The following is a 25,622-nucleotide window of genomic DNA, read 5'->3' on the forward strand; positions in this document are numbered from 1 at the left end:
GATCCACGCGAGCGTTTAAACCGCTCCCGCGATTACGAAGTGGTATGGATGTGCGTGACGCAGTGGAGGCCGACGCCGATGCACTCTCTGCCATCGCGGACGTGCCGGCGGACGTGATTCGGAACCTCATCCACGACCGGACGGTCCGGGTCGCCCAGCGGGGGGAGACGACTGCGGGGCCGAACGCCGACACGGACGGGGAGCGGAGTCGGGACGTGGCCGGCTTCGTCAGCTTCGACGTCCGGAACGGAACGGTCCACGTGACACAACTGGCGGGGACGGCAGCGGCGTGTGAGCGACTGTTGGCCGAACCGGTCCGATTCGCGACGGGAGAGGGAATGACGGTCGAACTGCTGGCGACCGCAGAGGACGAGTCGATTCGGGAGGCCGCCGAAGCCGCCGGCTTCAGCCGGACAGGATCGGGACCGACGTTCGACGGCAACGAGACCGTTCGATACCGGATCGACCCTGGAGCGGGCCCCTAGGCGAACTTCCGGACCGTCAGATCCAGCGTGTCCAGGTCGACGATGGGGGCGAAGCCGGCGTCGGGGTCGATGTTGACGCTCTTCTGGAAGGCGGTCTGTGCCTGCCAGCACCCGCTGTTGACTGCGAGAACGTTGTGGTACTTCCCGTACCCGAGTTTGTGGACGTGGCCGGTGTGGAAGATGTCGGGCACGTCCTCGATGACCAGATAATCCTCCTCTTCGGGCGCCAGACGGAGGTGCCCGCCGTACTTCGGCGCGACGTGGCGCTTCTTCAGCAGGTGGTACATCGCCCGATGTGGATGGTCGTAGCTCGCCTTCTCCTCGGGGAGTTCGGCGATCACCTCGTCCAGCGAGACGCCGTGATACATCAACACGGAGACACCCTCGACGGTGACGGTGGAGGGGTTGCCGACGATCCGGGCGTCGTGGGCAGTCATGATATCCCGGAGTTCCTCGTCGAAGGCCGGTTGCGGTTCCGCGAGGCGAACCGCGTCGTGGTTGCCCGGGATCATCACGATTTCTATGTCCCCGGGCACCGCCTTCAGATGCTCCGAGAACCGCTCGTACTGGTCGTAGATGTCCACGATGTCGAGTTCCTCGTCCTGGTCGGGATAGACGCCGACGCCCTCGACCATGTCGCCCGCGAGGAGGAGATACTCGACGGCCGACGCCTCCTCCGTGTGGAGCCAGTCGGCGAAGCGGTTCCAGGCGTCGGCCATGAACTCCTGACTCCCGACGTGGACGTCGGAGATGAGCGCCGCCTGCACGTGCCGGTCCGCGGTGTTCGGCCGGTACGTCCGCGGCACGTCGGGGAAGTAGAGGGCGTCGACGAAGGCGATCCCCGCGTCGTCCGAGAGCGTCCCCTCGACGGCGAGACACTCGTCGAGGAGAAGTTCCTCGACCAGGTCGGTGATATCTCGATCCTTCGTGATCATGAACGGGAAGGTCCCGGTCGTATCTTCGAGTTCGACGATCCAGTGACCGCTCGCCGAGGATCGGATCTCGTTCACCAGTCCGATCATCGCCACGTCGCTTCCGCCGGGCATGTCCGCGATGGCGGTGGCCGGCCGGTGGTTCACCCGTCCCCGAAGCTGTCCCGAGAGCTTCTCGTAGCGGTCCCGGAACACCGAGACGAAGTCCCCGTACTCGCCGGTGCCGGTACTCCGTCCGGTCACGTCACCCGCCACCGTCACCGGTTCGGGCTGTCGTCCCGAATCGGCGCCCTTCTGAGACCCCTTCGTTTCGACTGGAGTACCGGTAGACTGTGATTGGTTCGTCGGGTTTTCTGCCGGAGTTGAAACGGTGGTGTGAGGCGCGTCGGTCGGGGGGTGAGCGGACGAGTCGCCCCCGGCGGCGGACGTGGACGTGTCGACGGAGCTAGTGTCGGGGGCAGTGGAGGAGGCACCGGCGTCGGATGGCGACCCGTCGGGGGACGCCAGCGCCGACCGCACGTGATCGGTCGTGAGACGGAGGGCGTCGTCGGGGGCCGCCTCGACGGCGGCGTCGAGGGCCGTCGCCGGGTCGACGGCGCCCGCCAGAAGCGTCACGGCTTCGCGTTCGGCGTTGTAACCACGGCGGGCGAGTTCCCGGGCGATCCGTGCGGGCGTCTCGAGAGGCACACGGGAGGCACGAGTGGCGCCGTCAAAAGAATGCTGGAACGTCGGAGGGAGGCCAGTCGTCCAGAAGCTTCAACTCCGGCGGCGGCAAACGGCCACCGATGAGTGCCGACGACGGTCCTCGCCAACCCGACAAGTACGCCGGCGACGACGGCGACGGTCGGGGGGAGTCGATGGGACCGCTCCGGCGAGTCGCCACGGCGACGGACGGGCCGCTGCTGGTCCTCCGGGAGACGGCGCTGAGCGTCGGCGCAGTCGTCGCCATCGGCCTGTTGCTCTTCGCCATCAGCGGCGTGTGGCCCCCGATGGTCGCCGTCGAGAGTGGGAGCATGGAACCGCACATGCACAAGGGAGATCTGGTCTTCATCACCGACACCGGACGGTTCGCACCCGACGCGGCTCGGGACGGAACCGGCGTCGTTCCCCGGGCGTCCGGTCGCGACGTCGGCTACTGGAAGTTCGGCGAGTACGGATCGGTTATCGTCTACGACAACCCCCGCAACGCCGGGCCGCCCGTGATCCATCGCGCCCAGTTCTGGGTCGAAGAGGGCGAAAACTGGTACGAGCAGGCCGATCCCGAGTACGTCACCGCGAGCGACTGCGGGGAGATGCCGAACTGTCCCGCACCGAACGCCGGGTTCGTGACCAAAGGCGACGCCAACCGCGAGTACGACCAGGTGAACGGCATCAGCGAACCGGTCAAGCCGGGCTGGATCGTCGGGATCGCGCGCGTTCGCGTCCCGTATCTCGGCTGGGTGCGCCTCGGCGTCTCGGGAGTCCTCCTCGAATCGCCGCCCGCGACCCTCAAGTCGCCGGGCAAGAGCGGTGTCGAGCGGGTCGAACGAGTGCCAGCGGCGATCCGAACCGACGCGGGCGCTCAGTTGTCGAATCGGGCCTGGACGAACGGCTGAGCGTTCTCGATGTCGCCGAGACGGCTATCCGAGAGCAGGACCGCCTCGGTCTCTTCGACGGGAACCGAGAGGCTGATCTCCTTGGTGCGGCCGTAGCGGCCCTTGCTCACCACGACGGCGTTGACGATGCCGAGCATGTCGAGTTCGGAGATGAGGTCGGTGACGCGTCGCTGGGTGAGTACGTCGGCGTCGATCTCCTCACAGAGCCGTTTGTAGATGTTGTACACCTCACCCGTGTTGATGTTGTGGACGCCGTTCTTCTCGAGGAGGATGATCGCAAAGAGCACGATCTTCGACTGCGTGGGGAGGGTTCGAACCACCTCGATCACCCGGTCGAGTTCGATCTTGTCCTGGGCCTGCCGGACGTGACTCTCCTCGACGGTGTTGGCCTGTCCGCGTTCGGCGAGTTCGCCGGCCGTCCGCAACAGGTCGAGAGCGCGGCGGGCGTCGCCGTGTTCCTGCGCCGCGAAGGCGGCACAGAGCGGGATGACGTCCTCGGTGAGCGCGCCGTTCTCGAAGGCCACGTCGGCGCGGTGTTGGAGGATGTCCCGCAACTGATTGGCGTCGTAGGGCGGGAAGACGATTTCCTCCTCACCGAGGCTGGATTTGACCCGCGGATCGAGGAAGTCGGTGAACTTCAGGTCGTTCGAGATGCCCATGATCGAGATGCGGGAGTTGTCGAGTTCGGAGTTCATCCGGGAGAGGTTGTAGAGCGTGTCGTCGCCGGATTTCTCGACGAGTTTGTCGATTTCGTCGAGCATGATGACCACGACGCGTTCGTGGTAGTCGACCGCCTCGAAGAAGGAACTGTAGACGCGGTCAGTCGGCCATCCCGTCATCGGAACGGACTCCATCTCCTCGCGGTCCGATTCGAGGGCCTCGATCCCGTCGTCGATGCCGTCGACGGAGTCGAAACGGGTGTCTGCGAGGGTGCGGTCGCCGTCCGCCACCGCCGAGCGGAGGGAGGAGAGGTCGTCGATCCGATCGGCGATAACCGTCCGGTTCTTCTCGATGAACTTGTTCGCGAGCTGGGCCAGGACCCGATACTGCGTGTCCGTTACCTCGCAGTTGATGTACTCCACCTCGCAGGGAACGTCGTACTTCTGGGACGTCGACTCGAGTTCCTTGCTGACGAACTTCGCACTCGCGGTCTTCCCGGTCCCGGTCTTGCCGTAGATGAGGATGTTCGACGGCGTGTCACCCCGAAGCGCCGAGACGAGGATGGTCGCCATCTGGTTGATCTGTTCGTTCCGGTGGGGAAGTTCGTGGGGCGTGTAGGACGGACGGAGAACCTCCTTGTTCTCGAAGATCGGTTCCCCGGAGAGCAGGTCGTCGAACAGTCCCTGACTGTCGTCCTCGTCGTCGAGGACGTCGTCGATGTCGACGTCGTCGGAGATGTCGGACGTCCGGTCGCGGGCGGGTGCGTCCAGACTCCGCTCGTCGCCGTCGACATCGGGGCGATCGTCGGGAGGTGAGTCGTTCGCGTCCATTCGGTGAAACCCCATCGTTTCGACTGGAAGACGCGCGACGGGGGCAGGAATTTCCGGGCGGTCCCACCGCCCGCGAAGCCCGCAGCGCGTCCAGATGATCCAGAGGAAACAGAGGAACAGGCGGTAGAAAAACCTTCCCCCTCCGCCGGAGGAACGGGCCAGAGGACGAAGACACTCCCGTAACCGGGGGAGGACGGTCGGTCAGTTCTCCCGACACGTCGAACGGGCGGGAGGGACGGCGGGGTTGCAGCCGAACCGAAGGGGGAGGGCGACGACCCCCCCACCCCTTCGTTTCGGGTGGAACGACGATCGAGGGAGGGGTGGGGAGGGGAATAATTAGAGAGGAAAGCTATAATAGACACCAAGTGAAACCATATCCGTACTCCAGTAGAAACACTTCTTTCAGGGGTGTAGTGTGTGGATTCTAGGGCGTTCGTCCGTCGCTAGCCGTGTGGCCGTCGCCGTCGCCCTCGGTGGTCGGTCCGTTCCACCCGAAACGAAGGGGTGGGGGGCGGGGACCCGCCGGGCCGTTTCGGGTCCGCCCAGTCCCGCCGCTCCGTCACGCCACCCGTCGGTTCGGCTTCGTGACCACGCGGACCCACCCCTGCCGACCGCCGTCCGTTACTCGGTCGCTACTGACAGGTCGGTTATGGTTGTCTGACGCACACTTAAGTGAACGCGGTGACCTTCATCCCGCATACGCCCTCTCGCGGCGGTAGACGGGAGGTGCGGGAGGATAGGATGGGACTGCTCACAGGACTCAGAGACAGCATCACACGGGTTACAGAACGACTGTTCTCGGCCAGCGATCCCAAACGAATCGGGATCTACGGCCCGCCCAACGCGGGAAAGACGACGCTCGCGAACCGCATCGCCCGTGACTGGACGGGCGACGCCATCGGCCCGGAGAGTCACGTACCCCACGAGACTCGCCGGGCGCGTCGCAAGGAGAACGTCGAAATCGAACGAAACGGTCGAACCGTCACTATCGACATCGTCGACACTCCCGGGGTCACCACGAAGGTGGACTACAAGGAGTTCCTCGAACACGACATCGACGAGGAGGACGCGGTCCGCCGCTCCCGGGAGGCCACGGAGGGAGTCGCCGAGGCGATGCACTGGCTCCGCGAGGACGTCGACGGCGTCATCTACGTCCTCGACAGCACCGAGGACCCGTTCACCCAGGTGAACACGATGCTCATCGGCATCATCGAGAGCCAGGATCTGCCGGTGCTCATCCTCGCGAACAAGACGGACCTGGACGATTCGAACATCAAACAGATCGAGAACGCCTTCCCTCAGCACCAGACGATTCCGCTGTCGGCGCTCGAAGGCGACAACATGGACGAAGTGTACGACAAGATCGCGGAGTACTTCGGGTGATCGAGATGCCTGAAGCAACCCCGACCGACGTCAACGGCGTCCAGATCGACCTCATCAGCGGTGCCCGGATGGACGACCTCGCGAGCATGGAGAAGATCCGGCTCATCCTCGACGGGGTCCGCGAGGGCAACATCGTCATCCTGGAGGAGGGACTCTCGCCGGACGAGGAGTCGAAACTCATCGAGGTGACGATGACGGAGATCAGCCCCGACGAGTTCAACGGCATCGAGATCGAGACGTACCCTCGCTCCGAGACGGCCGATCGAAGTTTCCTCGACCGCCTGATGGGTCGGGAATCGACGAAGAAGCTCACCGTCATCGGCCCGGCCAACCAGATTCAGACGCTCCACAAGGACGAGAACCTCATCAGCGCGCTCGTCTCGCGAAAGTAATGCCCCACCAGTGTACGAACTGCGAACGGGTGTTTCCCGACGGTTCCAAGGAGATGCTCTCGGGATGTCCCGACTGCGGCGGGAACAAGTTCCAGTTCAAACCCGACTCGGCGACCGAAACGCCGACGCTCGACGACTCGCCGAATGCGCCGACTGCCGCCGGATCGTCGGCGTCGTCGGAGCCGCCCGTCGGACCGGACTCGGCGTCCGAATCCGACGACGTCGCCGACGCGGACGCCGGATCGAAGCCGCCAGTGCCCGACGTCTCTCCCACCTCGGACGCGTCGGCCCCCGGGTCCGCCACGACGGACACCGGTGCCGACTACATCGAGGCCGAATCCGATCCCAGCGTCCTCGACGAGGACACCGCCCAGGCGGACGCCCGCAGTGACGTGGTCTCCCCCGAGGAACTTGACGACGCATCGTCCCCGCCCCCTTCCGCCGAGGACGCCGCGCGGACCGTCCCCCCCGACTCGGCCGAATCGCCCGGTATCGACGACCTCCGGGCCGAACTCAACGACCAGTTCGAGAGCATCAAGATCCTCAACCCGGGGCAGTACGAACTCAATCTGATGGAACTGTACGACCGGCAGGAGTGCATCATCTCCCTGCAGGAGGACGGCCACTACGTCATCGAGGTGGCCGACACCTGGCGCGACGACGGACCGTAGCGAATCCGCCAGACTCATTTACTCCCCCGTCGCATTCGTTCTCCAGCACCGGTTCCGTCGCGGGTGACGACGCTCACGCCGACGACGGTTCCGTCGGCGTCCGGAGCTCTCACTTTGCTCCCCCTCGGATCCGCCACGACACCCCTCCGTTTCCAGTCGACCGCCGGGGTCACTTGAACCCCTTTGTTTCAACTGTAGTTAATCTACCAACGGGCTTTGAAACGCTCGTGACGAAGGATCGTTTCGGAGCTGAAACGATGGTATGCCGATCCGTACCGGCGCGTTCGCCGTCCGCCGCGCCGACCGGGACCGAGAGTACAATATTTATGCGGGGTCGCCCCGACGGTCCCGGTATGAGTCAGGCAACCAAGATCGTAGTGGGTACCGTCGGTGTATCGGCCACGCTCGCGGCCGTTCTCGTCCTCGGGATCCTCCTCGGCTGATGTTCGAGCGTCGGTCACTCCCCGAAGACCTCGACGCCGTCCGTGATCGACACGCCCCCGGCTGCCTCGTCCTCGACGCCGACGCCGACTTCGAGACGTTGCCGCCGGCGACCGCGGAGGACCTCGGCTTGCTGGCCGACGCCCTCGACCCCGCGACCTACCCCGCCGAGTGGGTTCCGGACGACGCCCCCCGGCCACTCCACCGCTACGCAGGGGCCGATTTCACTGTCGGCCTCCCCGGCGACGGGACGGTAACGTGGACCCGTCAGACCGATCCCCCGACCGTCCTGGTCAAGGCGCGCGCGGCGGGGACGCCCGACGAGTTCCTCGACTTCCTGATCGCGGAGGCGTTCGTCCAGATCGGTCTCGACGCGCCCGAGTCGTTCCTCCCCTTTTTCGGCGAGACCTACCCCGACCTCGACGCGGCGATTCCGCTGGGTCCCGCGTCGGTCTATCAGATCGCGGCGGCGCTCTACGACGGATGGCTCGGGTTGCGAACCCGGCCGACCTTCGCCGACTGGGCCGGCGACTCCCCCCGCCTCCACGCCGCGTGGGCCGACGCCGGCGACAGCCTCCGCGACCGGGTCGACGGTCTCCCCGGCGCCGTCGCTCGGGGTGAGACCGACTTCGCCGACGCCACCGAACTCGCCTGTTCGGCGATCAAACACGGATTGGATCTCCCGGCTCCCTTCGCCGCCCTCGATACGACGGCCTACGTGGAGTACGGCCCCGAGTACGCCGTCAGGTGGGCGGCGACGACGTTCGAAAAACTCTCCGAACGCGACGGCTGAACGGCGCCGGTACCGCCGTTCAGCCCGAACACGACGGCATCGCTGGCGTCACGTCTCGAACGACGCGTCGACGTTCCCGTCGACCCCGAGGTCGAGGACGCCGTCGAACAGCTCGCGGAAGCGGGCCAGCGTCTCCTCGTCGTGGACCTCCTTCGAGAGGTGAAACAGCCCGACTGCGTCGTACTCGACGAGCAAATCGAGCAGTCGTTTCGTCGCCTCGTACACCCGTTCGTCGTCCGCGTAGTACGCCATTTCGGTGAGCGAGTCGACGCTCACCCGCCGTTTCCCGCCGTGGCTCTCCAGGAACGCCTCCGTCTTGTCGACGATGCCGTCCAGATCGTCGGGCGAGGCGACGTAGTGGACCCGGTCGGAGGGCCGTCGGGAGTAGCCCCGTTCGACCGAGAGGGTATCGAGAATGTCCGCGCGCGACTCGTCCACGTCGTAGTGTTCGAGTTTCTGTTCGACCTCCCGGGCGGTGGTTCGGGTCGAGATGACGAGGAAGTTGTCGGTGTCGGTCTTCAGAAAGTCCGTGTCGATGCGGTCCGTCTCGCCGATGCTCGGGTGAAGCAGGAGGACACCCGTTCCGCCGGGAATCGTCGCCGGCGCGCCGTCGATGGCGAGCGTGTAATCCATACCCGTTCCATCGACCGAACGGACTTAACTTCTGCGAGGAATCCGGTGTGGCCGCGACACCCGAAGACGACGCCGCGGGTATCCCATCCCTGGAGCCGATCCCGGACCGACTGGTGTACCCCCCGCGCCGCGGACGTCGACCGACGTGACCCGCCGCCCACACCGCGGCGCCGATGTCGACCGTCGCCCGCCCGCCGTCCGCCCGTTCAGAACACCGAGTCCGCCGTTGCGGCGCCGATGACGCTGAACACTGCTCCGACGCTGACGGCCTTGAGGGTCACCTCGACCGTCTCGAGCGCGACCGTGGCCCCCCCGATTCCGACGGTCGGGCCGTCGACCCCGACGTCGAGGAACGTCCCGGGTGCCCCGAACGCAAGGGCGAGTACGAGCACCGAGCAGTAGGAGACGAGGATGAGCGAGACGAACCGGAGCGGAACGCCGGCGACTTCGGTCTCACTTTCCGGGTCGCGGTCGTCGGCCTTGTAGAGCGTGCCGTACCCGATACCGAAGACGATGCCGACGGTCGCGAGCGCCTGCACCCACGTCATGTCGGCGGCCAGCGTCCACACTTCCTCCGTGACGACGAACGGTCCCGCGAGCAGGAACCCCCCGACGATCTGTTGGGCGGTGTCCGCCAGTTTGTACCGTCGGGTCGCTCCAACCATACCCTCCCCTCGCTCTCCGGCGGTAAAGGGGCGGGGGTTCCGTGGCTGCCGACCGCCTCCGTTCTCGGTCACCGCCGCTCGACCCGGGAGCGCACCCGTGACCGCTCGGACCCGAGGATACGGTAGCCGCCGTCAGTCGTTGCACGTCCGATCACCGGGCTGCGTGCGATCGGAGTTGAGAACTGTTCTCTAGGAAACGACTTTCACTGCGCCGGGCGCAGATGGCGGCGTGACGCTCCAACGTCGATACGTCCTGGGCGTGGTCTTCGTCGTCTTCGCCGCCGGGGCCGCCGCCCTCCTCGCGGACGTGCTCGCGACGGTCTTTTTCGCCATCACCGTCGCGTACCTCCTCTTTCCCGTCCGTGAGGAACTGACCCGGCGGGGACTCTCGCTGTGGCGGGCCAGTTTCGTGACGACGCTCCTCGCCGCCCTCGCCGTCCTCGTCCTCGCCGTTCCGCTGGTGGTCGTGGTGGCCGACCGACTCGACACCATCGTCACCTTTCTCGCGGCGCTCCCGCCGACGCTCACCGTCGATCTCTACGGCTTCTCGCCGACCGTCACCCTCTCGCAGGCACGAGCCATCGCCGTCTCCTACGGCCGGCAACTCGCCCGTTCCTCCGCCGTCGTCGCTCCCGTCCTCGCGCTCAAACTGACGGTGTTCCTGATGGTCCTTTTCGCCCTCCTCTCCAGCACCACGGACGCACACCGTGGGGCCCTCGCGGTCGTTCCGGCCGGCTACCGCGACGCGGTCCGGGCGCTGAGTCGGCGGACCCGTGCCACACTCTTCGGCATCTACGTCCTTCAGGCGGCGACGGCCGCGGGCACGTTCGTCGTCGCGCTCGTGCTCTTTTTCCTCCTCGGCTACCCCTACTTCCTCACGCTCGCCGTCCTCGCCGCCATCCTGCAGTTCCTCCCGGTGATCGGCCCGTCGATCCTGATCGCTATCCTCGCCGTTGGCCACCTGGCGGCCGGGGACCCGACCCGGGCGACGCTGGTCTTCGTCGTCGGGAGTCTCTTCGTGGGCTGGCTCCCCGACGTGGTGATCCGCCCCCGGTTGTCCCGAGGGACCGCCGATCTGCCGGGCAGTCTCTACTTCGTGGGCTTTGTCGGCGGCCTCCTGACGGTCGGTCCCGTCGGGATCATCGCCGGTCCCCTCGCCGTTGGACTCCTCGTCGAGACCGGCGAACTCCTGTCGGAAGAACTCAACGACGTGCCCGTCTCGGAGGACTGAACCGTCCCGTTCGCGGCGCTCACTCGCCTTCGCCTTCGTCGACCGTCTCCAGCGGTCCTCCCCGCTCTTTCCACTCCGTGAGGCTTCCTTCGTAGAAGTCGACGTCGTCGTAGCCCAGATACCGAAGGACGACGAACGTGTGGCTGATGCGCCGGGCCGTGTTGCAGTAGAGGACGATCCGACGGTCGGGGCTGATCCCCCGGTCGGCGAGCAGCGACTCCAGTTCGGCTCGCGGTTTCAGCCCCCGCGTCTCCGCGTCGACGAGTTCGCGCCAGTCGAGCTGTACCGCACCCGGGAGGTGTCCCTCCTCGTACTCCCAGGCCTCGCGCGTGTCGACGATCACTGCCTCGGTGCCGAGGGCGTCCCGGACCGTCTCGAAGTCGACCAGCGGCGACGACGTCGGCTCCCGAACCTCGTACGTCGCCGGCGTCACGTCCGCCGCGGCCGTCGTCGTCTCGTGGGTCCGGTTCCACGCGCTGTAGTCCCCGTCGAGCAAGTGGAGGCCACGGTGGCCGTACAGCATCGCGGTCACTAGGAACCGGGCCGCGAAGACGCCGTGTTCGTCGTCGTACGCGACCAGTCGGTCGTCGGTGCCGACACCGGCCGACTCCATCAGTTCCGTCCACCGCTCCGCCCCGGGGAGCATCCCCTCGTCGCCCGCCTCGCTGCGGAACCGATCGAAGGGAACGTTGACCGCGCCGGGCACGTGTCCGATGCCGTCGAACTCCCAGGCGTCGCGCACGTCGACTACCCGTACCTCGTCGCCGTGGGCCGCGAGCCAGTCGACGGAGACGACGATGTCCTCGTCCATACCCCGGTGTACTGTCCCGTCGGATATAGTGACGGCGCTTCGGCCGGCGTCGCGTTTCGAGGCAATTGTTGCTCGTTCTCTCGCCGGACGGCCCCACGGCATCGGGACGAGTCGGGGCGGCGGCCGGTTCCGTCCCCAAAGATGTGGCAATAATTTCTGGTTCGGCCGAGGATTGGCCGTGTCTGCCCGTTGTGTGAGGATTATAGGGACGGGAGCCGTAGAAGGTATCGCTATGCCAGATTCAGGGTACGCGAAGGACGTTCTCGTCTCGGCTGACTGGGTGGAGAACCACCTCGACGACTTCCAGAGTGACGACCCCGGCTATCGACTCGTGGAGGTCGACGTGGACACCGAAGCCTACGACGAGGGCCACGCCCCCGGCGCAATCGGCTTCAATTGGGAGACGCAGCTTCAGGACCAGACGACCCGTGACATCCTCTCGAAGGGCGACTTCGAGGCGCTGCTGGGCGGACACGGTATCTCCGAGGACTCCACGGTCGTCCTGTACGGTGACAACTCCAACTGGTTCGCGGCCTACACCTACTGGCAGTTCAAGTACTACGGCCACGACGACGTACGCCTGATGGACGGCGGCCGGGACTACTGGCTCGAGAACGACTACCCGCTCTCGACGGACGTCCCGGAGTTCCCCGCCGCCGACTACGATGCCTCCGGCCCCCGTGAGAGCATCCGCGCGTACCGCGAGGACGTCGAGAACGCCATCGAGCGTGGCGTTCCGCTGGTCGACGTGCGCTCGCCCGAGGAGTTCAGCGGCGAGATTCTCGCACCCCCGGGACTCCAGGAGACAGCCCAGCGCGGCGGCCACATCCCCGGCGCGAGAAACATCTCGTGGGCCGCCGTCACCAACGACGACGGCACGTTCAAGACCCGCGAGGAAATCGAGGAACTCTACGCCGACGAGGGCATCGACGGCGACAGCACGACCGTCGCCTACTGCCGCATCGGCGAGCGATCCTCGGTCGCCTGGTTCGCGCTCCACGAACTCCTCGGCTACGAGGACACCATCAACTACGACGGCTCGTGGACCGAGTGGGGCAACCTCGTCGGCGCTCCGGTGGAGAAAGGCGAGGCCGAGTGAGCGAACGAGGCCTCGTGGTGGAACGGCGAGCGGAGCGACGCCACGCGCGAGGCCGTAACGACCCGTCGACCGATTCGATTTTTCGTCCCCGACGCCGACCAGTCGCGACTCCCCGTCAGCGAACCACCCACCGACTCCGGGAACGCCGGCGTCGCACGTCGCCGGCCCCGGCGGTCCACCGGTCGAGCGGTTCGTCGATCACCGTCCCGACCGATCGGTCGCCGCCTCGGCCAGTGTCCGCGGACGGGTGGCACGCGTTGTGCCGTCCGACCCGGCTGGCGATGCATACAAACGGGGGCCTCTCGTACCGCGAGCCATGGACGGAACGACCCTCGTCGACGCGCTGACCGACGACCTGGAGACGGAGCTCTCCCGACTCGGCTCCTCGAAGTGGCTGTACGCACTGACCGACGGCGAGATGACCGGCACGGCCGTGCGGGCGGCGGCGGCCGCCGACGCCGCGGCGGCGGCCGACCGGTTCGAGTCGTGGGCGGCGGACGCCGACGACGAAGCGGCACCCCTCTTTTCGGATCTCGCCGCGACGGCCGCCGACCGACGCGAGACCGTCGACAGCGACACCGACCCGGCGCCCGAACCTGCCGACCGGCGGACCTACGAGACACTCGCCGGCCTCGACGGCGCCGCGTCCCGCCTCGGCGGCGCGCTGGGTCACTCCCTCGTCACGGATCGCACGGCCGGGCAGATGGTCGGCTTCTTCGTCGGCGACGCCGATCCCTCGACGGCCGGCACCTTCCGTGACCTCCGGAGCGCGGCCGCCGACGACCGGGACCGGATCGTCGACGCCCTCGACTCGCTCTGTGACGACGAGGAAGACTGGAACCGCGCTCGGCGCGCCGCGACGGCCGTCGTCGAAGCCGCCTACGAGGACTACGTCGAGACGCTCGAATCGATGGGCATCAAGCCGAAGAACGTCTGCTGATCGGCACGGCGGGCGGTCGGATCTCCACCCGAAGCGAGGGGGTTCGTGAACAGTTCACGGGGGCGTCGATCACACCCCGTCGAGCGTCTCACGGTACGCGGTGATCGCCTCCATCGCTTCCTCGACGTGGGCGGCTATCTCGTCGTCGGTCTCCGCCGCGAGTTCCCGGAGCGCGTTGGTGTGTCTGGCGAGGCGGCCGTGATCCGTCTCCGACTCCCGGGTCGCCAGCGTCGCCAGTTGCTCGGCCTGGTACTCGAGTCGAGTCTTCGCCTCGTCCGTGGCCAGGTCGGCGGCCGCGTCGAGTTCGTCGCTCGCACGCTTGAGTTGTGGTCGCGTCATACGCGGCGCTACGCCCCCGGGGGACAAGTTCCTTCCCCAGTTATATCCCCGCGCCGCGCGGACCGTCTCAGCATGGCGTCGTTCCCCCTCCCGGCCAGTACGTTGCTGGTGTTCGGCCTCGTCGTCGCCGCCCTCCTTCTCTTCGTCACCGAGCGCATCCCCAACGACACCACGGCGCTTGCGGTGCTCGTCTCGCTGGCCGTCCTCGAACCGTGGACGCAGGTCACGCCGGCCGAGGCCATCTCCGGGTTCGCTAGCCCCGCGACGCTCACCATCGTCGCGATGTACATGCTGAGCGAAGGGGTCCAGCGGACGGGGCTCGTCGGCCGTCTCGGCGCCGCGCTGGGCCGGGCGACCGGCGGCAACGAGCGACGGCTCCTCGGCGCGACGGTGGGGACGACGGGACTCGCCGCCAGCGTCGTCAACAACACGCCCGTCGTCGCGGTGTTCATTCCGATGATTACGGACCTCGCCGGACGGTACGGGCTCTCGCCGTCGAAGCTCCTCCTCCCGCTCTCCTACGCGGCCATGCTCGGCGGGACACTGACGCTCGTCGGGACCGCCACGAACATCCTCGCGAGCGATCTCTCCCGACAACTGCTCGGCCACCCGCTCTCGATGTTCGAGTTCACGAAACTCGGTCTCGTCATCTTCCTCGTCGGCGTCGTCTACCTGCTCACCGTCGGGCGATGGCTCACGCCCGCCCGCATCGACCCCGCCGCCGACCTCACCGAGGCGTTCGACCTGGAGAACCACCTCGTCCGCCTCGTCGTCCGCGAGTCCTCCCCGTTCGTCGACGTCCCCGTCGACGCGGCCGCCGACGAACTCGCGGCCGCCGGCTACGACCTGGATTTCCTGCAGATCGAACGCGACGGCGAGTCGTATCTGGCGACGACGAGCGACCAGCGACTCCGGACCGGTGACCTGCTCACCGTCCGCACCTCGCTCCAGACGGCCAACCGAGTCGCCGGCGAGTACGGTCTGCGCCACCGCCACCGCGACGAGGTGACCGAGGACGACCTGTCTGAGACGCCCCACCGGGGGATGCTCGCCGAAGTCGTCGTCCCGGACGACTCCCGGTTCGTGGGGAAGCGAATCGGGGAGTCGGCCCTCGACGAGCGGTTCGACACGACGGTGCTCGCCGTCCGTCGCGGCAACGAGGTGACGCGACGCGACCTCGACGACGTCGAACTCCGGGCCGGCGACACGCTCCTCCTCCAGACCACGGCCGGCGCCATCGCCTACCTCGCGGACCGGGACGAGGTGGTCGTCACCCACGAACCGGAAGATCCGGGGGACCTCGGCGAGGCGGCTCGCGTCGAGACATCGGGTGCGCCCCTCGATCCGCACGCGCCGGCTGCCGTCGCCATCCTGCTCGGCGTCGTCGTCGTGGCGGCGCTCGGCTGGCTCCCCATCGTCATCGCCGCGCTCGGCGGCGTCGTGGCGATGATCGTCACCGGTTGCCTGCGTCCGTCGGCCGCCTACGACGCCGTCAGCTGGAACGTCGTCTTCCTGCTCGCCGGACTCCTCCCGCTCGGCATCGCGATGCAACGCACCGGCGGCGACGCGCTGTTGGCGGGGGTGCTGGTCGCGAGCGACGCCGTCCTCCCGCTCGTCGGCGTCCTCGCCCTCGTCTACGTCGTCACAGCCTTGCTCGCGAACCTCATCACGCCCGTCGCGACGGTCGTGTTGATGATCCCCATCGCCGTCGACACCGCCGTCCGTCTCGGGGCAACCCCGCTCACCTTCCTGCTCGCCGTGATGTTCGCGGGGTCGACGGCGTTCATGACGCCCATCGGCTACCAGACGAACCTGATGGTCTACGGGCCCGGCGGCTACCGCTTCACCGACTACCTCCGTGTCGGCGGCCCGCTACAGCTCCTCGTCGCCGTCGTGACGACGCTCGGACTGGTCTTCTTCTGGGGGCTGTAGGTGCGGTCCGCGGGCGTGTGACCGCGGGGGACGGGGAACGAGCCACCCAAGCGAATCCGTCAAGTCCTTCGAGCGACCAGTACGACACATCGTGAGCGACGCGAACTCGGGTCCGCTCCAGCCGGACCGCCCCGACGCCGACCGCCCGTTCCGAGTCGAGGCCCCCTTCGATCCAGCGGGCGATCAGCCCGACGCCATCGAGGAACTCGTCGCCGGCTACGAGGCCGGCATGGACGAGCAGACGCTCCTCGGGGTTACCGGCTCCGGCAAGACGAACACGGTGTCGTGGCTGATCGAGGAACTCCAGCAGCCGACGCTGGTGATCGCCCACAACAAGACCCTCGCCGCACAGCTCTACGAGGAGTTCCGCAACCTCTTTCCCGACAACGCCGTCGAGTACTTCGTCTCCTACTACGACTACTACCAGCCCGAGGCCTACGTCGAGCAGACGGACACCTTCATCGACAAGGACGCCTCGATCAACGACGAAATCGACCGCCTGCGCCACTCCGCCACCCGCTCCCTACTGACCCGGAACGACGTGATCGTCGTCGCCTCCGTGTCGGCCATCTACGGCCTCGGCGACCCCGCGAACTACGTCGACATGGCCATGCGCCTCGAGGAGGGTCAGAAGATCGACCGCGACGACCTGCTCGCCCGCCTGGTCGACCTGAACTACGACCGCAACGACGTGGACTTCACGCAGGGCACCTTCCGGGTGCGCGGGGACACCGTCGAGGTGTTCCCCATGTACGGGCGCTACGCCGTCCGGGTGGAGTTCTGGGGCGACGAAATCGACCGTCTGACGAAACTCGATCCGCTCGAAGGCGAGGTGAAGAGCCGCGAACCCGCCGCCCTGATCCACCCCGCGGAGCACTACTCCATCCCGGAGGACCGACTCGAAGGCGCCATCACGGAGATAGAAGACCTGATGGCGGACCGCGTGCGCTACTTCGAGCGACAGGGCGACCTGGTCGCCGCGCAGCGAATCGAGGAGCGTACCACCTTCGACATCGAGATGCTGCGGGAGACTGGCTACTGCTCGGGCATCGAGAACTACTCCGTCCACCTCTCGGATCGTGACTCCGGGGAGGCGCCGTACACGCTGCTGGATTACTTCCCCGACGACTTCCTGACGGTCATCGACGAGTCCCACCAGACCCTCCCCCAGATCAAGGGGCAGTACGAGGGCGACAAGTCACGGAAGGACTCGCTGGTCGAGAACGGCTTTCGCCTCCCGACTGCCTACGACAATCGCCCGCTCACCTTCGAGGAGTTCACCGAGAAGACCAACCGGACGCTGTACGTCTCGGCGACGCCGAGCGAGTACGAACGTGAGCACTCCGAACAGGTGGTCGAACAGATCGTTCGGCCGACCTACCTCGTCGACCCCGCCGTCGAGGTGGCGGACGCGACGGGACAGGTCGAGGACCTCATGGACCGCATCGACGACCGGATTCGACGGGACGAGCGCGTCCTCGTGACGACGCTCACCAAGCGCATGGCCGAGGACCTCACCGAGTACCTCTCGGAGGCGGGCGTCGCCGTCGAGTACATGCACGACGAGACGGACACGCTGGAGCGTCACGAACTCATCCGTGGCCTGCGTCTCGGCGACTTCGACGTCCTCGTCGGCATCAACCTGCTCCGGGAGGGGTTGGACATCCCCGAGGTGTCGCTCGTCGCCATCCTCGACGCCGACCAGGAGGGCTTTCTCCGCTCGGAGACGACGCTCGTCCAGACCATGGGGCGTGCGGCCCGAAACGTCAACGGCGAAGTGGTGCTGTACGCCGACGAGGTGACGGATTCGATGCAGTCGGCCATCGACGAGACCCGTCGCCGTCGCCGCATCCAGCAGGCGTTCAACGAGGAACACGGCCACGAACCGACGACCATCGAGAAGGCGGTGGGCGAGACGAACCTCCCGGGAAGCGAGACGGACACCTCGGGCGTCACCGGCGACGCCCCCGAGAGCGAGGACGAAGCCCGCGCCCGGATCGAGGCACTGGAAGACCGGATGGCCGAGGCAGCCGACAATCTGGAGTTCGAACTCGCGGCGGACATCCGCGACCGGATCCGCGAACTCCGCGCCGAGTTCGAGTTCGAGGACGCCGACGACGGAATTGCCCCCGAAGTCGACACCGAATTCGGCCCGTGACGCTCCCTCCGGCGGCGTGGTAACCGTCACCAATGTTTATTACTGGCGGGACACGAGCGTACGGTCGTCACCGATGAGCCACGAAACTGATCCCTCCCGCCTCCGCGGGGACGGGCGACCGACCCCCGACGGCCCGGCGTCGCAGAGTCTCCTCGGCCGCTTCGAATCGTCTCTCGCCGAGTGGCCGCGGCGCTATATCGACATGCAGGTCGAAGCGCTCGACCCGAAGCGGTAACCGGCGGTGCGCGTCTTCTCCCGTCCACAGCAGTTGCCGTAGCGGCCGCTCAACCCAGGCCCGCCGCCATCAGGAACAGCGCCGTCGCGATGAGTCCGAACAGCATGGCGACGAACCGCTTGATCGTCCGGGTGCTGAGCGCGTTCGACACGTAGGGAGCGATCTGTCCGCCGGTCACCGTCGCGGGGACGGTGAACACGACCATGTTCCAGGGGGTGGAGGCGAGGCTGAGCGAGTGGCCGCCGACGAGGCCGCCGCCGAAGACGTGGACCACCGAGGCCAGAATCGCCGTCAGCGCGACCACGATGTGGTTCGTTCCGATGGCCACGCGCACGGGCACCTTGGTCCCGAGCATCGAGATGATGCCGAGTTCGCCGATTCCGAAGCCGGCGAGGCCCTGGAAGGTGCCGCCGATGCTGTAGTTGGCGGCCCGCCGCAGGTAGCCTCCCCGGGTGTAGGTGTAGTCGTCGCCGTCCCGGTCGACGCGGGTCACGGTCCCGTCGTCGGCCGTCTCGACACCCGCCGGTCCGAGTTTACCGTCGTCGTCGGGCAAGTCGACGCCCACCTCAGCCGTCCCGCCGTCCGCCGCGGCTTCGTCGCCGTTGCCGTGGTCGAGGTTGGTCCTGAACAGCAGGTAAGCGGCCGCCAGCAGGGCGAGTCCGAGTAGCGCGTGGAAGACGGGTTCGGGAATAACGAAGGAGAGCAACGCCCCGCCCACGACGAACGGAATCGACCCGCCGACGAGGGAAAGCGCCAGTCGGCGGTCGACGAGGCCGTACTGGACGAACGCCACCGACGAACTCGACAGCCCGAAGGCTTCGCTGATCAGCCCGACCTTCACGAGCGTCTCGGGTTCGAGCGGTTGGGCGAACAGGGGGAAGACGAAGATGAGGAAGGGGACGAAGAGCGCGGACCCGCTGATGCCGACGGTGTTTACGATGGTCGCGCCCAGCAGGAAGACGGGGAACAGCCACCAGAACTTCAGCCAGTAGTTCGCCCCCGGGTCGCCCGAGACGGGCGCCGTGAAGAATACGCCGACGACGAAGGCCACCGGCGCCGTGAAGACGAAGACGTGCTGATACTTCAGGAACCACTTCTGGATGCGGTTGGATGACGAGAGAGTCATCGGTTCGTGGATATCAGTGAGCCCGGGCCGTCGTCGCCGTTCGCCGGTGCGGGGACGACGCGGGGCCGAGATGTGGTCCGTCCGGACGATCACGCCGCGAGACGCCCGCCACCCGACGACGGGTCACGCCCATCCGCTCGGCCTCCCGTCCCCGACCGATCCGTTCGTACTGGTGTGCAACACGCCGTCGGCCGCGCTCCGACTCATTGTCGGCCCGGCCGTAGCGCAGTCGGTCTAAAAAGCCTTGAGATTCGCCGTCATCGCGTGCCCGACACTCGCCACCACGCTGGTTCCGATCCGCCGCGACTCCCGCCGAAGTACTTATCAACAGCTATCGGCGAGTTGACGATATGTCCGGACGAGCGGCGATAGTCCTCGGACTCGTGCTCGTCGTCTCGGTCGCTGGCGTCGTCGCCGCGGCGTCCCCGCACTCGACCGACGTGGTCTCACAGCAGGGTGGGGGCGGCGGGGGTGGCGGCACGCCGATGGGACCGAACGGTGGCGGGAGCGACGACGGGGGACGGACGACCAGTGGTCCGGGCGGCGGGGGTGGCGGCACGCCGATGGGGCCGGGCGGCGACGGCCACGCCAACGTGTCGGTCACTCACCACGGCCCCGGACACGCGTCGGTGCACGTCCGGAACGCCGCGGCCAACGGGACGGTTCGCGTCCGCTTCGGTCGGATGGCCGAGAGTCCGGAGACGGGAGTTCGCCTCCGCGAGATGGCCGTCACCGGTGGCGACGGTGACTTCCAGTTGACCGTCCGCACCGCCACGCAGGTCAGCGCCGGCGTGAACCGCTTCCCCGGCGTGCCGCCCTTCGGCTATCTCAACGTCACCCACACCGTACCGAACGCGAACGTCACCGACGTCTCGATGACCTTCGCTCTGAATCGGACGCGCCTCCGCGAGCGCAACGTCTCCGCGGAGAACGTCAGCCTCTATCGCTACCGGGCGACCAACCGCACTTGGCGACGCCTCCGGACGCAGGAACTCGAGCGCAACCGGACCCACGTCACCTACCGCGCCCAGTCGCCCGGACTCTCGGAGTTCGCCGTCGCCCCCGACGGTGCGGCGGCCGACGCGACGGCCACCGCGACACGGACACCCACCGCGACGCCGACGCCGACGCGGACCCCTCCCACGACGTCGACGCGGACCCCTCCCACGACGGCGACGCCGACGACCGAGGGTGGCGCCCCCGGATTCGGCCTCCTCGCGGGGCTGGTGGCCTTACTCGCCGTCGCCGCGCGTTCGCGGACCGCCTGAGGCGGCCCCCGCCACCACCCTTTTGTCTACGGCACGCCCACGGGTGTCCATGCATCGCGCCTCGCTCGACGTGGAGGATCTGCTCAAACTCGTCCTCGTCCTCGTTCTCGTCTGGCTCGTTCTCCAAATCGTCGGCGAGGTGTTCGACGTCTTCTTCGGCCTGCTCGGCTTCCTCCCGAACCTCCTCGGTCTCCTCGTCGTCGTTCTGATCGTCCTCTGGCTCCTCGACCGGATCTGAGGCCGTCGTGTACAGCCTCAACGTCCCCGTCCCGGGCGCCGTCGAGCGTCTCGCGGCGGATCTCCACCCGAAACTGACCGGGTTCGACCGCATCCGCGAGCGACACTCCCTGGTCTGTAAGCGATTCGACGCCGACGAGGCCGACGTCCACCACCTCCGGGACCGCCTCCGCAGGGCACTCTCGCCGACGCCCGCGTTCGAGGCACGGGTGACGGGCATCGACGCCTTCGAGAGGCCGACCCACGGTCCGGGACCGGTCGTCTACCTCTCCGTCGAGAGTCCGGGGCTCCGGGATCTTCACTCGCGGCTGGTCGAGACGTTCGGCGCCGTCCACGACGACCTAGAGGGACCGGCCTACGTCCCCCACGTCACCCTCGCACGCGACGGTCCCGCCGACGCCGTGGCCCGGCTTCGCTCGACCGATATCGACCCCATCACGTGGACCGTGTCGGAACTCGACCTCTGGAGTCGCGCCCGGCGCGAGACGGCGTGGACCGTTCCGCTCCCTCGCCCCTAGCGCTCGCGGACCCGCATCGGCATCCCGTCCACGGGATGCATCGTCAGCGATCCCCGGAGGTCGAACGGTTCGTCGCGGGCGTACTCGAGGCTGTACTCCCGGCCGACGACTGCGAGGATGAGTTTCGCTTCGAGCAGCGAGAACTGCTTGCCGATGCAGTGACGCGGCCCGCCGCCGAAGGGAAAGTGTGCGAAGCGGGGGCGGTCCGCCCGTCGCTCCCGCGTCCACCTGTCGGGGTCGAACCGGCCGGGGTCGTCCCACCACCGCGGAGAGCGGTGGACGGCCCACTGCGGGAGCATGATCGCCGCCCCCTCGGGGACGCGGTAGCCGTCGAGTTTCACGTCGACGACGGGTTCCCGGAACATGACGTAGACGGGCGGATACAGTCGCATCGTCTCCTGCAGGACCCGATCCAGCGTGGTCAGCTCGCGCGTGTCGGCGAACGTCGGCGGGCCGTCGAGGACCGAGTCGAGTTCCGCGTGAACCCGCCGCTCCGCCTCCGGATGCTGGGAGAGCAGGTAGAAGGCGTAGGTGAGCGTCAGCGCCGTCGTGTCGTGGCCCGCGAGCAGCATCGTCACCACCTCGTCGCGCAGTTGCTCGTCGGACTGTTCGCCGCGGTTCTGCGCCCGGAGGAGGATCGAGAGGAGGTCCATCGGCGGGTCCTCGTCGTCGACGCTACCCTCCGTGCCCCGGCGCTCGGCGACGATGTCCGCCACCACGTCCTCCAGCGTCCGGACGGCCGCCTCGTACGCTCGGTTCTCGCGGGTCGGCAGCCAGTCCGGCGTGACGAAGCGGATGGGGTTCGGTTCGAACCGCGCGCCGAGGGGTTCGAGGTTCTCCTGAATCGTCCGCACGCGCTCCTCCCCGAGGTCGACACCCAGCATGGCGTCGGCGATGATCTTCACCGTCAACCGCGCCATCTCGAGTTCGAGGTCGACGTCGTCGCCCGCGTTCCACTCCTCGACGGCCGCCGTCGCGTGGCGGGTCATCGTGTCCGCGATACCTGCGATCCGTGACATGTCGAACGCGGGGTTGGCGAGGGTTCGCTGCTCGCGCCACTGTTCTCCCTCGCTCAGGAGCAACCCGTCACCCAGGAGGCGACCGAGCGCGTCGTCCTGAAACTCGGGTTTTCGGTACTTTTCGTGGTCCCCGACGAGGATCCGCTCGATGTCCGACGGATTCGTCGCGATGTACGTCTCCAGTGGGCCGAGTTCCACCTCGACCACGTCACCGTAGGCCGATTCACACGCCGTCAGGAACTCGAAGGGGTCCCGGGCGTACTGTCTGCTGTTGCCGAAAATCGGCTCTCCACGGGGACCGGGGGGCCGTGACTGCTGACGCATCGGCAGGCGTTAGGCGGGGACCGGCATAAGGGCACGGCCCGGGTCGGCGCCCGAGCGAGGCGTCGGACTACGCCGCCGACTCCGCGACGATCCAGTAGTCGTAGGGCCGGTCCGTGTAGGGCGCTAGCGAGAGCGTCACCCGGTGGCGCCCGGCGGGCCGCCCGGTCACCACGTTGGCGCGCTTGCCGCTCGCGCCCCGAATGCCGGTCGCGGCCGTGCCGTTCCGGTACGTCGCCGTCACGTTGGTGACGAGCATCGCGTGGCCGGCATCGAACCGACCGGGAGCGGTGACCCGTCCGAGCGATTGCCCGTCGTCGAGGTCGGTCAGATCGAGGGTGACCGGCTCCGAGCGGTGGCAGTCGCCGCTCGGTGGGGCGATGGGCGTGATCGTCGGCTCGTACGGCCCGGTGTACGTCTCGCGCCAGCACGGTCCCACGTCTTCGGAGCGTTCGACGAACACCACCTGCAGCGTCACGTTCACCGAGCGGAAGTCGTCGGGTATCGTTCCGGCGCGGACGACGTACTCGACGCCGACGGGGGCCGGCGTCGCCGTCGCCGTCGCCGTCGCCGTCGGTTCCGGCGTCGTCGTCACCGTCGGTTCGGGGGTGTCGGTCGGCGACGCCTCGGGTGCCAGTCCGACGCAACCGGCGAGGATCAGCGAGAGGGCGACAACGAGGGTGGGGACGCCTCGTCGCATACGCCACCGACCGTCCTCGACCGAAAAATATTTTCTGGACGCCTCACGGTACCGGTGGGTCGCCGTCGTAGGCGTCGAGGTCCCCGAAGAAGTTCAGTGTCGCGAACTTCAGCTTCGCCGGTGCCACGTCGATGAGTTCGTCGCGCTCCTCCGGCGGGAACTCGTCGCGGACGCCGTACTTCCCCATGTCGCGCCCGGCGCGCGTGTAACGTTTGTCCAGCAGGACACGCACCCCGTAGTCGTCGGGCGAGCGGATCACCCGTCCGAGCGCCTGCCGGGTCTTGCGGATGGTCGGGATCTCGACGGCGTAGCGCCACCCTGCGTCCGTCAGATCGCCGTACGCCCGGTCGTAGGCGTCCTGGACCGCCTCCAGCCGTTTCGAGAGGTTCGGGTAGGGCACGCCGACGACGACGACGGTGCGGGCGTCGTCGCCGTCGAAGCTCACCCCTTCGCCGAGGGTCCCCCACAGCGACGTGAACAGGGTGGCCTCGTCGTCGGCGACGAACCGCTGGCGGAGGTCCTCCGTGGCCGTCCCCGCCTCGTCGAGGTAAGCGTCCCCGACGTCCAGCAGGTCGTAGTACCGCTCTGCCTCGCCGTAGGAGGGGAAAAACAGGAGGACGTTACCGGGCGTCATCCGGACGACGCCGTCGAGTGTCTCCGCCACCGTCGCCTGTGTCTCGGGGTCGTCGCGGTCGCTCGCGAACAGCGCCGGTCCCTCGACGGCGAACGTCCGCCGGCGTTCCTCGGGATACTCCAGTCCGTAGGCGAGCGTCACCGGATCCGGCAGGCCGAGGACGTCTCCGAGTACGTCGAACGGTCGGAGCGTCGCACTCATCAGTACGCTCGCGGCCACCTCGTCGAACAGTCCCTCGGTCACCTGCCGTGGGATCGCGGTGTACAACTCCGCCCGCCCGTACACTTCGTCGGTGCCCGCGTCGCGGCGCACCGCCGCCATCGGGTGCCGGCCCAGGCTCGTATCGTTGCCCATCCAGTCGGCGACGAACCCGGCCGCTTGGAGGGTCGCCGACTCCTTGCGGGTCGTCGTCTCGCCCCGGCGGTAGGCCTCCTCGTACTCCTCGTCCAGCGTCTCGCCGAGCTGCAACGCGAGGTCGATTTCGGTGTCGATGCCGCCGCCCTCGTAGGCGTCGAGGAAGGCGAGCGTGAGGTCGTCCCGCCGGTCGTCGTTGGCGATGTCGAGGTCGTGCCAGTTCTCACCGACCTGTTCTCGCTCTCCGAAGCCGAGGGCGCCGTCGACGGCCGTCTCCACCCCCGTCAGGAACGCCTCGATCACGTTCCTCGCCCGCCCGGCCCGCGAGTCGTCGGTCTCCTCCAGTTCCGCGAGCGCCCCCTCCAGCGTCCGCGCCGAGAGCGTCCGCGTCGCGTGCTCCCGTGCCGCCGACTCGACGTTGTGAGCCTCGTCGAAGACGGTGATCACTTCGCCGGGATCACGGCCCAGCCACCGGAAGAAGTGCTCGCGGATCGACGGATCGAGCAGATGGTGGTAGTTACAGACGGCGAGGTCGATGCCCTCCATCCCCTCCTTCAGGAGCTCGTAGCCACAGAGCCCCCGCTCGTCGGCGTAGGCGTAGATCTCCTCGGGCGTTCGCACGTCCTCGAACAGCCAGTCGTGGAACGCGTCGGTGTCCCGCGTGAGGTTCGCGCGGTAGTGTTCGCAGACGTTCGCCCCCTCCAGTTCCTCGATTTCCGCCTCCAACCCCTCCAGTTCGTCGAGGACGGCCGACCGCGCCTCGGCGGCCTCCTCGCCCCCGGCCCGCACGTCGTCGAGGAGGGCCTCGCTCCGTTCGGCGAGTTCCCGGCGATCCCGTTCGGCCTCGACCAGGGATCGGGTGGTCTCTTTCAGGCTGCGGCACTCCTCGTAGCCGACGTCGAGGTGGCACATCGAGGCCTTGCCCTTGAACACCACCGCCCGGATGGGTTCTTCCGCCGCGATGGCGCGGGCGTCCTCGACGAACTGGCGCATCTGCTGGTGGACGTTCGTCGTGATGACGACCGTTCGGTCCTCCGCTCGGGCGTGGGCGAGCGCCGGCACCAGCGCCGACAGGGTCTTGCCCGTCCCGGGTGCGCCCTCCATCAGCACGTCCTGGCCGCGAGCGAGCGAGTTGGCGATGCGGTCCATCGCCTCGCGCTGGTTCGGATACGGCGACTCGTACGGAAAGAACCGCTCGTGTCCCGCCGTGTCTGCCACGG

Annotated in this window: 26 protein-coding genes; 16 read left to right on the plus strand and 10 right to left on the minus strand. The window is 67.6% G+C overall.

The features are described from left to right. Positions 1-44: 44 nt before the first annotated feature. Entirely contained in the window at positions 45-485 is a 441-nt protein-coding gene (locus V8686_RS03575) for a hypothetical protein (RefSeq protein ID WP_379702585.1), read from the plus strand. Here V8686_RS03575 and V8686_RS03580 read toward each other — a convergent pair. Beyond that, a complete protein-coding gene (locus tag V8686_RS03580; protein WP_379702586.1) occupies positions 482-2,104 on the minus strand; it encodes a DNA-directed DNA polymerase II small subunit in 1,623 nt (540 codons plus the stop codon). The genes V8686_RS03575 and V8686_RS03580 overlap by 4 nt on opposite strands. A gap of 98 nt (positions 2,105-2,202) precedes the next feature. On the opposite strand from V8686_RS03580, the gene V8686_RS03585 reads away from it, so the two are divergent. Beyond that, positions 2,203-3,012 carry a S26 family signal peptidase gene (locus V8686_RS03585; RefSeq protein ID WP_379702587.1) on the plus strand — a complete coding sequence of 270 codons (810 nt, stop codon included), beginning with the start codon at positions 2,203-2,205 and terminating at the stop codon, positions 3,010-3,012. Here V8686_RS03585 and V8686_RS03590 read toward each other — a convergent pair. Beyond that, the gene (locus V8686_RS03590) at positions 2,979-4,502 is read right to left on the minus strand and encodes a Cdc6/Cdc18 family protein (protein WP_379702588.1); all 1,524 of its coding nucleotides are present in this window, start codon (positions 4,500-4,502) and stop codon (positions 2,979-2,981) included. The two genes, V8686_RS03585 and V8686_RS03590, sit on opposite strands and share 34 nt — an antisense overlap. Positions 4,503-5,243: 741 nt before the next feature. Between V8686_RS03590 and V8686_RS03595 the strand changes: the two genes are divergently transcribed. The 5 genes from V8686_RS03595 to V8686_RS03610 all read left to right on the plus strand — a co-directional run bounded on the left by V8686_RS03595 (position 5,244) and on the right by V8686_RS03610 (position 8,182). Continuing rightward, on the plus strand, positions 5,244-5,885 hold the full coding sequence (locus tag V8686_RS03595) for an Era-like GTP-binding protein (protein WP_379702589.1): 642 nt from the start codon (positions 5,244-5,246) through the stop codon (positions 5,883-5,885). 5 nt (positions 5,886-5,890) lie between these two features. Then, the gene (locus tag V8686_RS03600) at positions 5,891-6,277 is read left to right on the plus strand and encodes a DUF2073 domain-containing protein (protein WP_379702590.1); all 387 of its coding nucleotides are present in this window, start codon (positions 5,891-5,893) and stop codon (positions 6,275-6,277) included. After that, positions 6,277-6,948, plus strand: a complete 672-nt coding sequence (locus V8686_RS03605; protein WP_379702591.1) for an OapC/ArvC family zinc-ribbon domain-containing protein — start codon at positions 6,277-6,279, stop codon at positions 6,946-6,948. The genes V8686_RS03600 and V8686_RS03605 overlap by 1 nt, the downstream gene beginning before the upstream one ends. 353 nt (positions 6,949-7,301) lie before the next feature. Beyond that, positions 7,302-7,391: a hypothetical protein gene (locus tag V8686_RS18440; protein WP_458329466.1), complete on the plus strand. Its 90-nt coding sequence runs from the start codon at positions 7,302-7,304 to the stop codon at positions 7,389-7,391. Continuing rightward, positions 7,391-8,182 carry a DUF7089 family protein gene (locus V8686_RS03610; protein WP_379702592.1) on the plus strand — a complete coding sequence of 264 codons (792 nt, stop codon included), beginning with the start codon at positions 7,391-7,393 and terminating at the stop codon, positions 8,180-8,182. The genes V8686_RS18440 and V8686_RS03610 overlap by 1 nt, the downstream gene beginning before the upstream one ends. A gap of 48 nt (positions 8,183-8,230) precedes the next feature. On the opposite strand, the gene V8686_RS03615 is transcribed toward V8686_RS03610, so the two are convergent. After that, positions 8,231-8,815 (minus strand): DUF7090 family protein, encoded by a 585-nt coding sequence (locus tag V8686_RS03615; RefSeq protein ID WP_379702593.1) that lies wholly within the window; start codon positions 8,813-8,815, stop codon positions 8,231-8,233. 206 nt (positions 8,816-9,021) lie between these two features. Next, positions 9,022-9,480, minus strand: a complete 459-nt coding sequence (locus V8686_RS03620; protein WP_379702594.1) for a DUF2391 family protein — start codon at positions 9,478-9,480, stop codon at positions 9,022-9,024. A 229-nt stretch (positions 9,481-9,709) separates the two neighbouring features. Between V8686_RS03620 and V8686_RS03625 the strand changes: the two genes are divergently transcribed. Beyond that, complete coding sequence (locus tag V8686_RS03625) at positions 9,710-10,711, plus strand: AI-2E family transporter (protein ID WP_379702595.1); 1,002 nt, start codon at positions 9,710-9,712, stop codon at positions 10,709-10,711. Positions 10,712-10,730: 19 nt separating this feature from the next. Here V8686_RS03625 and V8686_RS03630 read toward each other — a convergent pair whose 3' ends face one another. Next, on the minus strand, positions 10,731-11,522 hold the full coding sequence (locus V8686_RS03630) for a sulfurtransferase (protein WP_379702596.1): 792 nt from the start codon (positions 11,520-11,522) through the stop codon (positions 10,731-10,733). A gap of 232 nt (positions 11,523-11,754) precedes the next feature. Here V8686_RS03630 and V8686_RS03635 point away from each other — a divergent pair, with 232 nt between their 5' ends. Both V8686_RS03635 and V8686_RS03640 read left to right on the plus strand, forming a co-directional pair. Then, entirely contained in the window at positions 11,755-12,621 is an 867-nt protein-coding gene (locus V8686_RS03635) for a sulfurtransferase (protein WP_379702598.1), read from the plus strand. 316 nt (positions 12,622-12,937) lie between these two features. Continuing rightward, positions 12,938-13,561, plus strand: a complete 624-nt coding sequence (locus V8686_RS03640; RefSeq protein ID WP_379702599.1) for a transcription antitermination protein — start codon at positions 12,938-12,940, stop codon at positions 13,559-13,561. Between the two features lie 69 nt (positions 13,562-13,630). Here the strand turns inward: V8686_RS03640 and V8686_RS03645 are convergent, their stop codons facing one another. Beyond that, on the minus strand, positions 13,631-13,900 hold the full coding sequence (locus V8686_RS03645; protein ID WP_379702600.1) for a DUF7553 family protein: 270 nt from the start codon (positions 13,898-13,900) through the stop codon (positions 13,631-13,633). A gap of 72 nt (positions 13,901-13,972) precedes the next feature. Here V8686_RS03645 and V8686_RS03650 point away from each other — a divergent pair, with 72 nt between their 5' ends. The 3 genes from V8686_RS03650 (at position 13,973) to V8686_RS03660 (ending at position 18,225) form a co-directional block, all read left to right on the plus strand. Then, on the plus strand, positions 13,973-15,832 hold the full coding sequence (locus tag V8686_RS03650; RefSeq protein ID WP_379702601.1) for an SLC13 family permease: 1,860 nt from the start codon (positions 13,973-13,975) through the stop codon (positions 15,830-15,832). A gap of 91 nt (positions 15,833-15,923) precedes the next feature. Further along, entirely contained in the window at positions 15,924-17,990 is a 2,067-nt protein-coding gene (uvrB, locus tag V8686_RS03655) for an excinuclease ABC subunit UvrB (RefSeq protein WP_379702602.1), read from the plus strand. Positions 17,991-18,063: 73 nt separating this feature from the next. Further along, a complete protein-coding gene (locus V8686_RS03660) occupies positions 18,064-18,225 on the plus strand; it encodes a hypothetical protein (protein WP_379702603.1) in 162 nt (53 codons plus the stop codon). A 49-nt stretch (positions 18,226-18,274) separates the two neighbouring features. Here V8686_RS03660 and V8686_RS03665 read toward each other — a convergent pair whose 3' ends face one another. Beyond that, complete coding sequence (locus tag V8686_RS03665; RefSeq protein WP_379702604.1) at positions 18,275-19,351, minus strand: TSUP family transporter; 1,077 nt, start codon at positions 19,349-19,351, stop codon at positions 18,275-18,277. A 350-nt stretch (positions 19,352-19,701) separates the two neighbouring features. Between V8686_RS03665 and V8686_RS03670 the strand changes: the two genes are divergently transcribed. Genes V8686_RS03670 through V8686_RS03680 form a run of 3 tightly spaced genes read left to right on the plus strand, consistent with a single transcriptional unit; the run spans position 19,702 to position 21,374 of the window. Then, positions 19,702-20,619: a PGF-pre-PGF domain-containing protein gene (locus V8686_RS03670; RefSeq protein ID WP_379702605.1), complete on the plus strand. Its 918-nt coding sequence runs from the start codon at positions 19,702-19,704 to the stop codon at positions 20,617-20,619. A gap of 49 nt (positions 20,620-20,668) precedes the next feature. After that, the gene (locus tag V8686_RS03675) at positions 20,669-20,857 is read left to right on the plus strand and encodes a DUF7554 family protein (RefSeq protein WP_379702607.1); all 189 of its coding nucleotides are present in this window, start codon (positions 20,669-20,671) and stop codon (positions 20,855-20,857) included. Between the two features lie 7 nt (positions 20,858-20,864). Next, a complete protein-coding gene (locus tag V8686_RS03680; RefSeq protein ID WP_379702608.1) occupies positions 20,865-21,374 on the plus strand; it encodes a 2'-5' RNA ligase family protein in 510 nt (169 codons plus the stop codon). Here V8686_RS03680 and V8686_RS03685 read toward each other — a convergent pair. The 3 genes from V8686_RS03685 to V8686_RS03695 all read right to left on the minus strand — a co-directional run bounded on the left by V8686_RS03685 (position 21,371) and on the right by V8686_RS03695 (position 25,620). Beyond that, a complete protein-coding gene (locus V8686_RS03685; RefSeq protein ID WP_379702609.1) occupies positions 21,371-22,717 on the minus strand; it encodes a cytochrome P450 in 1,347 nt (448 codons plus the stop codon). The genes V8686_RS03680 and V8686_RS03685 overlap by 4 nt on opposite strands. A gap of 67 nt (positions 22,718-22,784) precedes the next feature. Continuing rightward, on the minus strand, positions 22,785-23,414 hold the full coding sequence (locus V8686_RS03690; RefSeq protein ID WP_379702610.1) for a hypothetical protein: 630 nt from the start codon (positions 23,412-23,414) through the stop codon (positions 22,785-22,787). 43 nt (positions 23,415-23,457) lie between these two features. After that, entirely contained in the window at positions 23,458-25,620 is a 2,163-nt protein-coding gene (locus tag V8686_RS03695) for an ATP-dependent DNA helicase (protein ID WP_379702611.1), read from the minus strand. Positions 25,621-25,622: the final 2 nt, after the last annotated feature.

This window comes from Haloplanus litoreus, assembly GCF_045690335.1.
In the GTDB taxonomy this organism is placed as follows: domain Archaea; phylum Halobacteriota; class Halobacteria; order Halobacteriales; family Haloferacaceae; genus Haloplanus; species Haloplanus litoreus.